This window comes from Mesorhizobium sp. M0244 (assembly GCF_040321795.1).
Classification (GTDB): domain Bacteria; phylum Pseudomonadota; class Alphaproteobacteria; order Rhizobiales; family Rhizobiaceae; genus Mesorhizobium.
Genome location: NZ_JAMYSE010000059.1, coordinates 1 through 14012 on the forward strand (window position 1 = coordinate 1; position 14012 = coordinate 14012).

Sequence of the window (14012 nt, forward strand, 5' to 3'; positions counted from 1 at the left end):
GTATTTTGTTTTTATTCTACTGGTTTTTGGGGTCGAGAATTTTCCCGGGCGCGCGCGGGTTTTTGGTGTGGGGTTCCCTGGGCTCCAACCAGGGCTGCGGCACCCATGCCGCCGCGCTGGTGGACAATCAGGTCGTCGACTGGTGCAAGGAGATGATGGGATTCCCCGCCACGGCCAGCGGCACGCTGGTCAGCGGTGGCTCGATGGCCAACATCATCGGCCTGACCGTGGCGCGCAACGCCAAGGCAGGCATCGATGTGCGCGAGCACGGCGTTGCCGGCATCGACAAGCCGCTGCGCTTCTACGGCTCCGACCAGCTCCACTCCTGCCATCGCAAGGCAATGGAGGCCCTCGGCCTCGGCAACCGGGCACTGCGCCGCATCCCGAGCGATGCCGGGCTGCGCATCGACATCGCTGCGTTGCGGGCGGCGATTGCCGAGGATCGCGAGGCCGGCTTCAAGCCCGCCTGCGTGATCGGTACGGCCGGCACGGTGAACACCGGCGCGATCGACGATCTGCAAGCGCTGGCAGACTTGGCGGCAAAAGAGGACCTCTGGTTCCATGTCGACGGCTGCATCGGCGCCCTGCTCGCCATTGCACCGGAGAACTCGCATCGTGTCGCCGGCATCGAACGAGCCGCCTCTATCGCGCTCGATCCGCACAAATGGCTGCATGCGCCGTTCGAGGTCGGCTGCGCGCTGATCAGGGATGCCTCCGCGCATCGCAGCACGTTCGCGGTGACGCCGGAATATCTGGAATCGACGCCGCGCGGCCTCGCCTCCGGCCATTGGCTGCACGATTTCGGCTTGCAGACGACGCGCGGATTTCGGGCGCTGAAGGTGTGGATGGCGCTGAGAGAGCACGGCATCGAGAAGTTCGGCCGGCTGATCGACCAGAACATCGCGCAGGGACATTATCTCGGCGCGCTGATCGAGGCCGAACCGGCGCTTGAACTGGCGGCGCCAGCGAACGTCAACATCGTTTGTTTTCGCTATCGCGCGGACGGGCTGGACGGCGGGCGCCTGAAGGCGCTCAACACCGAGATCATGCTGAGACTGCAGGAAGAAGGCATCGCCGCCATTTCCGACACGACGGTGCATGGCCAACATTGCCTCAGGGTGGCGATCAACAATCATCGTACCCGGCGCGACGATCTGGACCTGCTGGTCCGGGAAACGGTGCGCCTCGGGCAGGAGATTTCAAGGGCGGGCACCGCCGGCTGATCCGTGTGGCGCGAAGATCGACAACGCTCTGGCGGGACAGGCGATGTTCTTGCCATTCCGGGGTTAGGCTTCACGCGGCCCCACCTTCTCCCCTTAGGGGAGAAGGTGGCCGAGCGAAGCTCGGTCGGATGAGGGGTGTTCCAGCTTGGCACCACCGCACTCCGTCCAGCACCCCTCAACCGTCTTGGCGCTACGCGCCAATCCACCTTCTCCCACAAGGGGAGAAGGAAAGACCCGCGATCACGCCTCGAGCCAGACCTTCTCGAAATGCTGCTCGAGCGACTGGTGCTGCTCGCAGCCATGCACGCCCTTGCGGTAGGTGCGGTAGACCGAGCGCCAGTAGGGTTGGATGATGATGCCGGAATCGCGCAGATTCTGCTCGATCTTCGCCATGATCTCCTTGCGGGCAGCGGGATCGGGCATTGCCAGCGCCTTGTCGAGCAGGCTGTCGAATTCCGGATTGGCATAGGCGCTCTCGTTCCAGGCGGCACCTGATTTATAGGCGAGCGCCAGCACCTGCACGCCGAGCGGCCGGCCGAGCCATTCGGTGCAGGAGAAAGGATATTTGCTCCAGTCGTTCCAGAAGGTGGCGGCCGGCAGCACGGTGCGCTTGATCTTCAGCCCAGCCTCGCGCATCTGCGCTGCGATTGCGTCGCCGGTGCTCTTTTGCCAGTCGACGTCGACCGAAATGAGCTCGTATTCGTGATCGGCCTTGCCGGCCTCGGCGAGCAGGGCCTTGGCTTGATCGATGTTGCGCACGGCTGGGCCGATATCGGCATATTCGGGATGCATCGGCCCGACATGATGGTTTTCGGCCGGCTTGCCGCGATCGTCCATGCCGATCTTCAGCACGGCGGCGTTGTCGACGGCGAGCTGGGCGGCGCGCCGCACCTTGATGTCGTCATAGGGCGGATTGCCGATATTGAAACGCGCGACGATGGTCGAGCCGGTGGCGATTTCGGAATTGCCCAGGCCCATGGAGTCGGTCTGCGAAACCGTATCGGAGGCGGTTTCGTGGTCGGTGTCGATCTCGCCCGATTCGAACGCCGACAGCATCGCATTGGGATCGGAGCCGTAGTCGACCCATTTGATGCCGTCGAGATAGAACTCGCCCTTCCACCATGGCTTCTCCTTGCGGCGGACTTCGGCGCCGACCTCGGCGTCCCATGCGACGAGTTCGCAAGGCCCGGTGGTGATCGCCAATGCCTTCAGCGGATCGCCGTCGCCTTCATAGCTGCGGTGCATGATCAGCGCCGGATAGTCGGCCATGCCGGCAATCAGCGAAATGTCGGGCTTGGGCAGGTTGAGCCGCACGGTGAAGTCGTCGACGCGCTCGATGCCGCCGTCGACGGCCTTCTTGGTGTCGGCGTTGACCAGCGCGCCCATGCGCGCGGCGACCGAATTGCCGGCGACCGAAGCATCGCACCAGCGCGTCAGATTGTGGATGACATCGTCGGCGTTGAAGGTGTCGCCATTCGACCAGGTGATGCCCTTGCGGACATGCAGCGTCAGCACGCGGGCATCGTCGCTGGTTTCCCAGCTTTCCAGCAGCCACGGCTCGAAGGTGAAGTCGCGGTTCCAGCGCACCAGATATTCATTGCACTGGCGGGCGACGTTGGACATCTCGACGCCGTCGAACGTGCGCGGATCCTTCCAGCCCTTGACGTTCATGGCGACGCGCAAGACGCCGCCGCGCTTTGGCTCCTCGGCCCTGGCCGGTGACGGAGCAAGCCCGCCAAGCGCCAGCGCGCCGGCAGCGCTGACACCAAACGCGGCCATGGTGGCAAAATATTCGCGCCGGTTCATCTGGCCCTTCTTGAAGCCGTCTGCGACGGGCGCGGCCTGCGGATGCAATTTCCGATCGGTCAGCATGAACTTCATCGTCGTCCCTCTTTGTTGGGCGCCTCCGACCGACCGCGCCGCGGGGGTGGATGCGTTTCGCAGGGGCGCCTTACGTGAGGTGATGATAATGCTGGCCTGAGCGGGGAAGTGTTCGGATTTCCGCAGTTGTTGTGCGCTGTTCCGCAGATCGGAGGATGGGAGATCTTATGCTTACTGCACCGTGCAGAAGCCTTCGAGAAGCTAGCGGGACAGCGCCCCTCTCTGTCCTGCCGGACATCTCCCCCACATGGGGGGAGATCGGACGTCATCACGGCTTTCGCCAATCTTCAACGTTGCAGCAGGAGTGCAGCGCCGAAGCTGCCAATCTCCCCCCTCGTGGGGGAGATGTCCGGCAGGACAGAGAGGGGCGCGAAGATCGCCGGCGTTTGAATCAACCTTGGTCCCCGTGGCCGGACCCACACAAAGCGGAACACCGTCACTCCGGCCACTTACCCCCACCCAGCGCGGCTATAGCCGCGATGATGCGCTCGAAGGCTTGGCCGGCGCGCGGCACGGTCTTGCGAGCGCGCAGGAAACTGTGCACGAGGCGCGGCTCCTCGCGCCACCATGCCTTGCCGCCGGCGGCGAGGATGCGGTCGCGATAGGCTTCGCCGTCCGATGACAGCGGATCGCATTGCGCGGTGACGATGACCGTCGGCGGCAGGCCGGAGAAGTCGGTATCGCTGAGCGGCGAAAAGGTCGGGTCGTCCAGAGACTGTCCCTTCCCTGACCGGATATGGCGATAGAATTCGATGTCCCGCAACGTCAGCAGCGGCGCTCCGGCGTGCTCGACATAGGAGCCGGCGCTCTCGTCTCCGCCCAGCTCGGGATAGATCAGCACCTGGCCGATCGCGCGGCGGGGATTACTGCGTGTTGCCTGCGCCACCGCGGCGGCAAGGTTGCCGCCGGCGCTTTCGCCGCAGAGCACAATCGGCAGGCCGATCGGCGCCGCCGCCCATTCGAACACCGCCAGCGCATCCTCGAAGGCCGCCGGATGCAGATGTTCGGGCGCCAGCCTGTAGTCGGCGGACAGAACCGCAAAACTGGTGCCGGCGCAGATCTCGGCGCAGATGTCGTCATGGCTGTCGAGCCCGCCAAGCACGAAACCGCCGCCGTGGTAGTAGACGACCATCGCCTGAGGTTCCGTGCCCGCCAACTGGTAGCGCCGGACCGGGATCGCATGATCGGCTGCTGCGACGGTTTTGTCGTTCGCCTTGACGCCGGCCGGATAGGGCTCGCGGAACGCCCGGCACATGGCGTCATAGATCGCCCGCTGCCTGTGGATCGGCATGAAAGCGATTTCGGGCGGATACCACTCGTTGACCCGGTCGATATAGGCCCACAGCTCAGGCTCAAGCAGCGTCTGGTATTTTCCGCGCTCTGCTGTTTCGGGCTGGTCGGCCTCAGTGATCATCGCTGCGCGGTCCCGCTCAGAGCTCGGCGTACAGCCGGGCAGCGTTTTCATAGCTGAAGCGCAGCGGCACCGAGCCCTCGACCTGCCAGGCGTCGACTGTCTCGCCTGCCAGCAGCCGGCAGGCGCCGTCGGTAGTGGTGACGGCGCCGCCATAGAGCCGGTTGGCAAGGTTGAGGATGGCCGTCTGGTGCATCGCTGTGCTGCCGCTGCCGCAGGCATCCTTGACCAGCAGCACACGAAAGCCCGACGCCACTGCATCTTTGACGGTGGCATCGATGCAGGCCTCGGTCCAGACGCCGGCAACGACCAGCCATTCGATGCCCTGGGCCTTCAGCCGCTCGGCGGCGGGCCCTGCACCAAAGGCGCTGGCCTGCGTCTTGACCAGCATCGTCTCGCCGGCTGCAGGCGCCACTTCCGGACAGATAGCCGTCAGCGGATCGTCCTTGTCGGAAAAGGCCGACTTGCCGTCCGCTTCGACCGGATGGAACGGCCGCGCAGTGGCGAGATCGACGATATAGGCCCAGTGATACAAGGGCACGTGATTGGCCCGGGCTGCTGCTTGCAGCCGCTGGACATTGGCGAGGATGTCGCCATAGCCTTCGACCAGATAGCGGTTGTCCCGCCGGTGCTCCTCCTGGAGATCGATGAACACCGCCGCCACTGTGCCGCGCTTGATCGAGATCGGGCTTTTCATTCGAAACTGCCTGTCAGCACTCAAACCTGCCTGTCAAGGAAATCGTCCTCATAAGGAAAGCGCGACAGGAGTTCGGTGCCGGTTTCGGTGATCAGGATCTCGTCCTCCAGCTTGACGCCCTCGCGGCCGCCTTTCTCGCCGATATAGCTTTCGACGCTGACCACCATGCCGGGCACGACAAAACCGTCGCGGCCATAGGTTTCATAATCCATGGCGTGCGCGATGAACGGCGTCTCGCCATGCATGCCGACACCGTGCATGACCGAGGTATAGCGCTGGTCGACGAAGCGGTCGGGAATTTTCCAGGCCTTTTCGGCAATCTCGCGAAACGCCATGCCCGGCTTGACGATCGAGATGTTGTGCTGAACCTGGTCGTGCGCCATCTTGTAGAGCGACTTCTGGTAATCGGTCGGCCTGCCCGGGCCGCAGCGGAAGGTGCGCGAGAAATCCGAATAATAGCCGTAGCAGCCGATCGTGTCGGTATCGAGCGCCAAGAGTTCGCCCGGCCTGATCTTGCGTCCGCTCGCTTCGTTGAACCAAGGATTGGTGCGCTGGCCCGAGGTCAGCAAACGGGTTTCGATGAACTCGCCGCCTTGGCGGATCACCTCGCCATACATGATGGCGAACAGGTCGTTTTCGGAAGCGCCGGGCTTGATCGCCTCGCGCACGGCATAGACGGCGGCCTCGGCGCCGGCCATCGACACCTGCAGGCATTTTACTTCCTCGGGCGTCTTGACCGCGCGCACCGCCAAAATCTCGCCCTGGCAATCGCGGACGTCGCAGCCGCGCTTTTCGAGCGCCAGCGCCTGCAGATGGCTGCAGCGGTCGAGGCCGAGCTTCATCGAGCCGCCGCCATGCGCCTTGAGCAAATCGGCGATCTCGTCGGCGAAGGGACCCGCGGTTTCGTCGTCGCGGCCCGACACCGAGGACCATACCAGCTTGGACGGACGCGCCTCGTCGATCGTGTCGAGCACCATCGAGACATGGTAGCTCTGCGGATATTCGAACAGCACGATCGGCCCTTCGGTCGGTATGAAGAAATAGCGCGTCGAGTTGCGCAGGAAATAGCCGAACATGTTGCGCGAACCGGTGGCGTAACGCTGGTTGTAGGGGTCGAACAGCACGACGCCGCCATAGCCGGCCTCGCGCATCCAGGCACGCAGCTTGGCAAGGCGCCCCTTGCGCAGCGCGTCGGCGTCGATGAAGGACGGCTCGGTATCGGACAGCCACATGCCGCCGGCCGGATCGGCCGCCGCCGGATGGCGCATGCGGTCCTTGAAATCGACGTCCTCGGTGCTGTCGGGGTCAAAAACGACAATGCTCATGGGTGCCTCCTGGAAGCGGCGAGGATGGGCTATGCGCCGCGTAGAGGCTGTGCGAGATGCCGCATATGTTGTGCCGGATGCCGCAGCCCCGACGCGCCGGCGATCCTTCTTGCCCCTCTCCGTCCTGCCGGACATCTCCCCCACGAGGGGGAGATCGGCAGCTTCGATGATGGCGCTACTCTTGCGACGTTGGCAATTGGCGAAAGCGGAGGCGACGGCCAATCTCCCCCCTTGTGGGGGAGATGCCCGGCAGGGCAGAGAGGGGCGCTGTCCCGCCAACGTCTCGCAAGGAACTACTGCCTCCGCATCACCTTCGGCGCATGGCCATGCTCTTCCCGGAACGCCCGGGCAAAGCTCGACATCGAGGCGAAGCCGCAGGCGAGCGCCACGTCGCGCACCATCAGCGTCGAATGCGCCAGAAGGTCGGCGGCGCGCTTCAGCCTGAGGCGGCGGTAGTAGCCATTGGGCGAGATGCTGAGTTCGGAGCGGAAATTGCGTTCGAGCTTGTCGGAGGAGACGCCGAGCTTATTTGCCAACTCCGCCATGCCGAGCCGCTCCTCCACCGCATCCTCCATGATGGCGATGGCCGACAGCACAAGCTCGTTCTGGACGCCGGTGCGTAAGCGCAGCGGCATCAGCTTGCGGTCGACGCTGGAGCGCAGCGGGCTGTGCACGAACCATTCGGCGACGCCGGCCGCGAGTTCGGCGCCATAGTCGTTGGTGACGATCTCCAGCATCATGTCGAGGCTGCCGATGCCTCCGGCCGAGGTGAAGCGCTTGCGGTCGATGACATAGAGATCGCGCCGCAGCTCAATGTCCGGAAACGCCTCGGTGAAGGCGGCCTGGCTGGTCCAGTGCAAGGTGCAGGCATGGCCGTCGAGCAGGCCGGCCCGCGCCAGAAAGAAGGCCGCATCCGCCACCGCGCCGATATGGGCGCCACCGCGCAGGCTCTTGCGGATCCAGCTCACGGCATCGTACGCGACGAGATGATCGGCATCGCCGCCTGAGCAGACGACGATGCGATCGACCTTCGGCGCGTCATGGGCGGAAAAGCCGGGCTGGATGACGACGCCGTTCGAGGCTTCGACGGGGCCTTTGGCTGGACCGACGATAATCCAGCGATAGCAGTCCCGCTTGGCCAGCACATTGGCCGCACGCAAAGGCTCGATGACCGAACTGAACGCCATCATCGGAAAGCCGGGGAAGACCAGCACCGCGAAGGTGAGGGGCTCGCTGGGTTTTGGTGGGTCGCGCGTGGGGGTGGTCATGGGTAATGCTCGTCGGCAACTGGATGGAGCGTACAATTCTGCCGAATGCGGTCGGGGTCAACCGGAACCGCCAGCCTTCCATCAATCGGCGATCGTTCACGCCAAAAGCGTCGGCGGCGGGACTATTGGAGGTGGAGCTTGAGCATTTGTGCACAATGTAGTTTGTTCCCCGAGGGAAGCGGGGGAAGCAGATGGAAATTGCGAAACTTGTTATATCGGCGCTTACGCCGATCGTGGTTGCTATTCTAGGTTGGAGAATTAGCCGGACGCTCAAGGAAATCGAACAAAAGCAATGGGCTAGCCGAAAGCTAGTGGAGAAAAGGATAGAAATCTATGATAGGATTTCACCTCAAATAAATAGGTTATTTTGCTATTATCGCTGGATTGGGGATTGGAAAAAACTCTCTCCCCTTGAGATAATTGATACAAAAAGAGACTTGGATCACCTAGTATATATCTACCGCTATCTTCTTGATGACAAATTTTTTGAAGCGTATTCCAGTTTCATGGACGCTTTGTTTCTGACCTACAACGGTGCTGGTGAGGATGCGCGTTTACGCACTCATATTCGGAATGAGGAGGGGGATCGCGCCAAGTCGACATTTTATCAATGGGCTGCGGCATGGGAGGATTGTTTCGACGATAGCCAAGTTTTGCCACTGAATGAGATTTCAAGGCGCTATGAGGCCGTAATGCAGGCTCAGAAGGCTGGTATATTTTCGCAGTAAGATGAGCGGGGGAATGAGGCGCACGCTTCTAATTGCGATTTCGTAGCATCGGCACTTTTCAGGCGACCAGACACGCACGACATTCGAGACTATGAGCAAACCTCCAATAGACAAAGTCTTGAAACGCCCAATCGACCGGAAGCGTGAGTCAGCCTTTTCGATGACCATTGGTCACGACGGCGGAAAACTCATTGATATGGTCGTGACCACGGATTCGATGTTTCTTGTCAAGGAACATTCCATACATTCGATCAAACTGGCGGATCAACTTGATCCCGATCGCACGAACATTGACCTTCCCAACACCCAGCAATTGTTTGCTGATGCCGGTTCCGAGTCCGATATCGTGGCCCGGACCCTACTCTCGGCTAGCCGACTTTTTCCAAAAGCCCATTTTCCGGACCCCAAGACAAGAGACTTCGGCATTTCGACCTCCGCCGACATCATGACCCAGCTCTTAGCGGCACAGAAAATCCTGTCCCAGCTCGAAACTGATGAGGCGAGGCAAATCGCAGAGGTGAACTCCTCCAAGGATTCCACACGATTGCCCGCGGTGACGGAGGTCGAAACTCGAGCGAACACTTTCATTCAAAAAGCGGAGCACGCTCTCCAAGCGATTTATCGCCTCGCGGAGGTTTTTTACGGTCCGCAAATGAAAGCTGCGGGAAAATGGCCGGATAGTTTGACTTCAGTCCTAATGAAGGAATTTGGCGAGAATGACGTCACAACAGTCTTTGCTCGGGAGTTGGCGAAGTTTGCGCATCAAGTTCGCAACGCCCGCCATTGTGTCGAACACCGCAAAGATGATCAGCGGGTTATAGCACAGGATTTTTGCCTCAATTTAAATGGGACAGTTACGCGGCCGTCGATCAGGGTGGTACACTCCAAGACTCCGATAGATGAGACCGATCTGACCGCCTTTATGTCGGCATGGGTCGCCAGCTTGACGGATGTCACGGAAACGATGCTCCTGCATCTTGCAGGCAAAAACCACGCTCCGTTTGGAAATCTTCCGATCGGAGTTGGCATAGTTCCGGAAAATGAGAGAGCCATCCAAAAGGTTCGCGTCGGGTACCTAATAAATGTTGGGGGCCAATGGAACCGCCTAGGCTAGCCCGAGGCTCTGAAACCGATGCGAACCCGCCCTGGCGCCTCCGCCTCATCATCGCGAGTGAAGCCAAGCTCTGGCACACTCCGCTCAACTCGCCAACGCCTGATCCAGATCCGCAATCAAATCGTCACCATCCTCGATCCCAGCCGACAACCGCACCAGCGAATCCGAAATCCCGATCTGGGCGCGCTTTTGTGCCGGGATCGAGCCGTGTGTCATCAGCGCCGGATGCTCGATCAGGCTTTCGACGCCGCCGAGGCTTTCGGCCAGCGTGAACAGTTGCGTGTGTTCGAGGAAGCGTTTTGTGCCGGCGAGGTCGCGGTCGAGCTCGACCGTGATCATGCCGCCGAAGGCGTGCATCTGTCGCCTGGCGATGCCATGCTGCGGGTGGCTGGGAAGGCCGGGATAGATGACGCGACGGATGTCGGGGCGGCTTTCCAGCCAGTGCGCGATCTTCTGGCCGTTCGAGGAATGGCGCTCCATCCTGAGCGCCAGCGTCTTCAGGCCTCGCAGCGCGAGAAAACTGTCGAATGGCCCTGAAATGGCGCCGATGGCGTTTTGCAGGAATTTCAGCCGGTCAGCCAGATCCTTGTTGTCGCCGACCACCGCGACGCCGCCAACCATGTCGGAATGGCCGTTGAGGTATTTCGTCGTCGAATGCACTGATATGTCGATGCCGAGTTCCAGCGGCCGCTGCAGATAGGGGCTGCAGAAGGTGTTGTCGGCAACCGACATCACGCCCTTGCGCTTGGCCAGTGCCGCGACCGCTTCGAGATCGACGACGCGCAGCAGCGGGTTGGTCGGCGTCTCGACCCAGAGCATCTTGGTTTCCGGTCGGATCGCCGCCTCGACCGCGGCAAGATCGGTGAAGTCGACGAAGTCGACCTGGAGGTTGGCCGAGCGCTTGCGCACCCGTTCGAGCAGCCGGAACGTGCCGCCATAAATGTCGTCGGTGGCGACGATATGGGCGCCCGAGTCGAGCAGTTCGAAAATCGTGGCGATCGCCGCCAGGCCGGAAGCGAAGGCGAAGGCAGCGGTGCCGCTTTCGAGGTCGGCCACCGCGCGCTCGAAGGCAAAGCGGGTCGGGTTCTGGCTGCGGGCATATTCAAAGCCCTTGTGCACGCCGGGGCTCTGCTGGCCATAGGTCGAGGTGGCATAGATCGGCACCATCACCGCGCCGGTCGTCGGGTCGTGGCTCTGGCCGCCGTGGATGGTGCGCGTCGAGAAGGCGAGGCGGTTTTTGCCCGTTATGGTGGCTTTGACGGTCATCGGGCGCGCCTCAGATGGTTGATCAGGTCGATGCGGGTTATCAGGCCAATGAACTCGTCGCCGTCGAAGACGATGGCGACCTCGTTGCGGTCGAACACCGGCAGCAGCGCGTCCAGCGTCTGGCTGGCCTGCAGCGTGTGCAGGGTAGAGGTCATGGCCGTACTAACCGGGGCCTTGAAGCGGTCCCAGCGGCTGTCATAGGGGCCTTCGACCTTGGCCAGGATATCGCTTTCGTCGATGATGCCGACGAGCTTGCCCTCGTCCAGCACCGGCAGTTGCGAGACATCCGAACGGCGCATGCGGCCATAGGCGTTGAGCAGGCTTTCGTCCGGGCCGACAAACACAGTGTCGCCGGTGCGGTGCGAGCGCATCACCAGATCGCGCAGATCGCCATGCTGCTCCTGCTCGGCAAGGCCCTGCTCGGCCAGCCAGAAGTCGTCGAACACTTTCGACAGATACTTGTTGCCGCTGTCGCAGACAAAGGTGACGACGCGCTTCGGCACGGTCTGCTCGCGGCAATAGCGCAGCGCCGCCGAAAGCAGCGTGCCCGACGACGAGCCGGCAAGGATGCCTTCCTTGGAAAGCAGGTCGCGGACCGCCAGCATGCTCTGCTTGTCGGGGATGGAATAGGCCTTCCTGACCAGCGACAGATCGGCATTGGGCGGGACGAAATCCTCGCCGATGCCTTCGACGGTCCAGCTTCCGGCCTCTACCATCTTGCCGGTCTTGATCAAGGGCGCCAGCACCGAGCCGACCGGATCGGCGAGGATCATCTCGGTCTTCGGCGAGACCTTTGCGAAATAGCGGCCGAGCCCGGTCAGTGTGCCGCCGGAGCCAACTCCGACGACAACCGCATCGACATCGCCTTCGAGTTGCTGGAAGATTTCCGGCCCAGTCGTGGTCTCGTGGGCGTGCGGATTGGCCGGGTTGGCAAACTGGTTGGCATAGAAGGCGCCGGGCAGCTCGGCGGCGATCTTCTCGGCCATGTCCTGATAATATTCGGCATGGCCTTTGCCGACATCGGAACGCGTCATCCGCACCTCCGCGCCGAGCGCCCGCAAATGCTGGATTTTTTCGCGCGACATCTTGTCGGGGACGACGAGGATGATGCGATAGCCCTTGGGGATGCCGACCTGGGCGAGACCGAGACCAGTATTGCCGGCAGTCGCCTCGACGATGGTGCCACCGCGCTTCAGTCTGCCCTGTCTTTCGGCGGCGGCAATCATCGACAGCGCGATGCGGTCCTTGATCGAGCCGCCGGGATTTTGGCTTTCGAGCTTAATGAACAGCCGGCACTTGCCGATGTCGAATTTGGTCAGCTCGACGATCGGCGTCTGCCCGATCAGGTCGAGAACCGAGGCATAGGGCGGGCGCAGGCGAGACGATGCATCGTCCTGTGCCACGATCTTGTGCTTGCTCATGTCAGATGCTCCGTTGCCAGGATGAGCAACCGCCCTGGAAGACGGCAACCTACCGTCTTTTCCAGCCGTTTGCAGTTGGAAAGAAGATAGATCGTGCCAATCCGACGGCCAGACGAGGAATGGGATTCCAGTTATTTGCCAGGCGCGCAGTAAGGGGTTGAGATTCAGGTCAGGCCGAGCCGAAAATGGTGGGTTTCGAGAACCGGAGCGGAGCGGACATTCGGGTCCGTGAGCACCGGAAGCGCAGAAAACCGCCGTTTGCAGGCCGGCATCACCTGAATATCGACCCGTTAGCCCAGCAGCTGCTTGCTCAGCCGCGCGCACTGCACGCGAATGTCCGGGATGGCGTCGATCTCGAAGAAGGTGCCGCGCGTCAGCGGCCCGACGGCGAGGATCTTGGCCGATACCGTGCCGTCGCTGGCGATGACCTCGCAATTCGCGCTTACGTCGAGCCCGAGCCGCAGCGGATCCGGCCGGGCCAGCCCGCGGTCGACCAGCGACCGCACCAAGCTGTTCGAGGTTGCCGAGATGTCCCGGGCGATGCCGGTGCAATCATAGATGCGGGCAACGTCGAACCTTTCGAGGCGCTGCGTGTGGCGGGACTGGACCTGCAAGGTGAAGCCGTCGCCGGCGGCGATGTCGACGACGCGCCCGGCGACAAGCCGGATGCGGCCCGCTTGCACCGCCTCGGTAACGCGGGCGTAGACTTCCGGCGCCATGCGATGGCGATGGATGTCCCACCAGGCCTTGGTGTGCTCGACAAAGCGGCGCTTGGCCGAGGACGGCCAGTTCTGCCAAATCTTCTGGTTGAACGGCCTGAGACCGTCGACAACGTCGCGCCAGTCGACGCCGGCCTTCTGGTTCTCCCGGATCAGGTCGCGGAACCAGCCGACGAAATAGGAAAGCTGGGTGCCGAGCGGGATATCGGCCACGTCGAGCCTGATCGGGTTGCCCTTGCGATGCGGCGACGGCAGCAGGCCGCGCCTGGAAACCGCGACGATCTCGCCGCGATGACCGCGCTGTTCGAGCGACAGGAAGGCGTCGACCATGCTCAAGCCGGTGCCCAGCACCATGACACGGCTGTCGGGGTCGAGCGCGGTGTCGGCCTCCGACCCCATCCTGATCGCGTGACCCTGCCCGGCCCCCGGCTCCTCGTCATGGCCGGTGGCAAGCACGGCAAGATGGGCGACGACGCTGGTGCCGTTGGCCAGCGCCACCTCGACGCCGGACGCGGTTGGCGAGATCGACAGGCTCTCCTCGCGGATCAGGCGCAGCCGGCCTGTCTGCTGCTCACGCGCCTCGAGTTCGTCGAGCAGCTCCTTGAGATAGCGGGCGTAGACGCTGCGCGGCGCGTAGACCGGCGCCTGCTCGGGCGTTGCCAGGCCGCGTGCAAGCAGCCAGCGCGAGAAGTTGCCGGGATCGTCGGCATAGGCGCTCATGCCGGCCGCGCTGACATTCAGCACATGCGCCGACAGCAGCGTTGAATAGGCGATGCCCTGTCCGAAATGCGGGCGTTTTTCAATCAGGCTGACGCGGAGATCGGGATTGGGCGATTTCAGGAGATGCGCGGCAAGCACGACGCCGCTGGCGCCGCCGCCAACAATGATAATTGAATTTGCGCGGCCGGTCATGCGCGCACCAATTGTCTCGGGGGCCGTTGGTTCCGGAATTGTCGGGT

The 14012-nt window shown here is 62.5% G+C and carries 11 protein-coding genes and 1 pseudogene; 4 read left to right on the forward strand and 8 right to left on the reverse strand.

The window, feature by feature from the left end; all coding sequences use genetic code 11:
* On the forward strand, nt 1–1223 hold a 1223-nt coding region (locus NKJ08_RS26785), incomplete at its 5' end, for a pyridoxal phosphate-dependent decarboxylase family protein (protein ID WP_352784177.1).
* Nucleotides 1224–1463: 240 nt separating this feature from the next.
* Here the strand turns inward: NKJ08_RS26785 and NKJ08_RS26790 are convergent.
* Nucleotides 1464–3104 carry an ABC transporter substrate-binding protein gene (locus NKJ08_RS26790; RefSeq protein WP_352530008.1) on the reverse strand — a complete coding sequence of 547 codons (1641 nt, stop codon included), beginning with the start codon at nt 3102–3104 and terminating at the stop codon, nt 1464–1466.
* Between the two features lie 167 nt (nt 3105–3271).
* On the opposite strand from NKJ08_RS26790, the pseudogene NKJ08_RS26795 reads away from it, so the two are divergent.
* A pseudogene (locus tag NKJ08_RS26795) lies at nt 3272–3535 on the forward strand (hypothetical protein); the annotation flags it as partial.
* Nucleotides 3536–3540: 5 nt separating this feature from the next.
* On the opposite strand, the gene NKJ08_RS26800 reads toward NKJ08_RS26795, so the two are convergent.
* The 4 genes from NKJ08_RS26800 to NKJ08_RS26815 all read right to left on the reverse strand — a co-directional run bounded on the left by NKJ08_RS26800 (nt 3541) and on the right by NKJ08_RS26815 (nt 7805).
* On the reverse strand, nt 3541–4518 hold the full coding sequence (locus NKJ08_RS26800; RefSeq protein WP_352530006.1) for an alpha/beta hydrolase: 978 nt from the start codon (nt 4516–4518) through the stop codon (nt 3541–3543).
* Between the two features lie 16 nt (nt 4519–4534).
* The gene (locus tag NKJ08_RS26805) at nt 4535–5212 is read right to left on the reverse strand and encodes an isochorismatase family protein (RefSeq protein ID WP_352530004.1); all 678 of its coding nucleotides are present in this window, start codon (nt 5210–5212) and stop codon (nt 4535–4537) included.
* A gap of 20 nt (nt 5213–5232) precedes the next feature.
* Nucleotides 5233–6537, reverse strand: a complete 1305-nt coding sequence (locus NKJ08_RS26810; protein ID WP_352530002.1) for a M24 family metallopeptidase — start codon at nt 6535–6537, stop codon at nt 5233–5235.
* A gap of 293 nt (nt 6538–6830) precedes the next feature.
* Nucleotides 6831–7805, reverse strand: a complete 975-nt coding sequence (locus NKJ08_RS26815) for a GlxA family transcriptional regulator (RefSeq protein WP_352530000.1) — start codon at nt 7803–7805, stop codon at nt 6831–6833.
* Nucleotides 7806–7996: 191 nt separating this feature from the next.
* On the opposite strand from NKJ08_RS26815, the gene NKJ08_RS26820 reads away from it, so the two are divergent.
* The gene (locus tag NKJ08_RS26820) at nt 7997–8533 is read left to right on the forward strand and encodes a hypothetical protein (RefSeq protein WP_352784181.1); all 537 of its coding nucleotides are present in this window, start codon (nt 7997–7999) and stop codon (nt 8531–8533) included.
* Between the two features lie 91 nt (nt 8534–8624).
* A complete protein-coding gene (locus NKJ08_RS26825; RefSeq protein WP_352529996.1) occupies nt 8625–9647 on the forward strand; it encodes a hypothetical protein in 1023 nt (340 codons plus the stop codon).
* An 84-nt stretch (nt 9648–9731) separates the two neighbouring features.
* Here NKJ08_RS26825 and NKJ08_RS26830 read toward each other — a convergent pair whose 3' ends face one another.
* From NKJ08_RS26830 to NKJ08_RS26840, 3 genes are all read right to left on the reverse strand, one after another.
* Entirely contained in the window at nt 9732–10913 is a 1182-nt protein-coding gene (locus NKJ08_RS26830) for a cystathionine gamma-synthase (RefSeq protein WP_352529994.1), read from the reverse strand.
* Nucleotides 10910–12334 carry a pyridoxal-phosphate dependent enzyme gene (locus NKJ08_RS26835; protein WP_352529992.1) on the reverse strand — a complete coding sequence of 475 codons (1425 nt, stop codon included), beginning with the start codon at nt 12332–12334 and terminating at the stop codon, nt 10910–10912. The genes NKJ08_RS26830 and NKJ08_RS26835 overlap by 4 nt, the downstream gene beginning before the upstream one ends.
* Before the next feature lie 290 nt (nt 12335–12624).
* Nucleotides 12625–13965, reverse strand: coding sequence for an FAD/NAD(P)-binding protein (locus NKJ08_RS26840; protein ID WP_352529990.1), 1341 nt, complete (start codon nt 13963–13965; stop codon nt 12625–12627).
* Between the last annotated feature and the right edge of the window lie 47 nt (nt 13966–14012).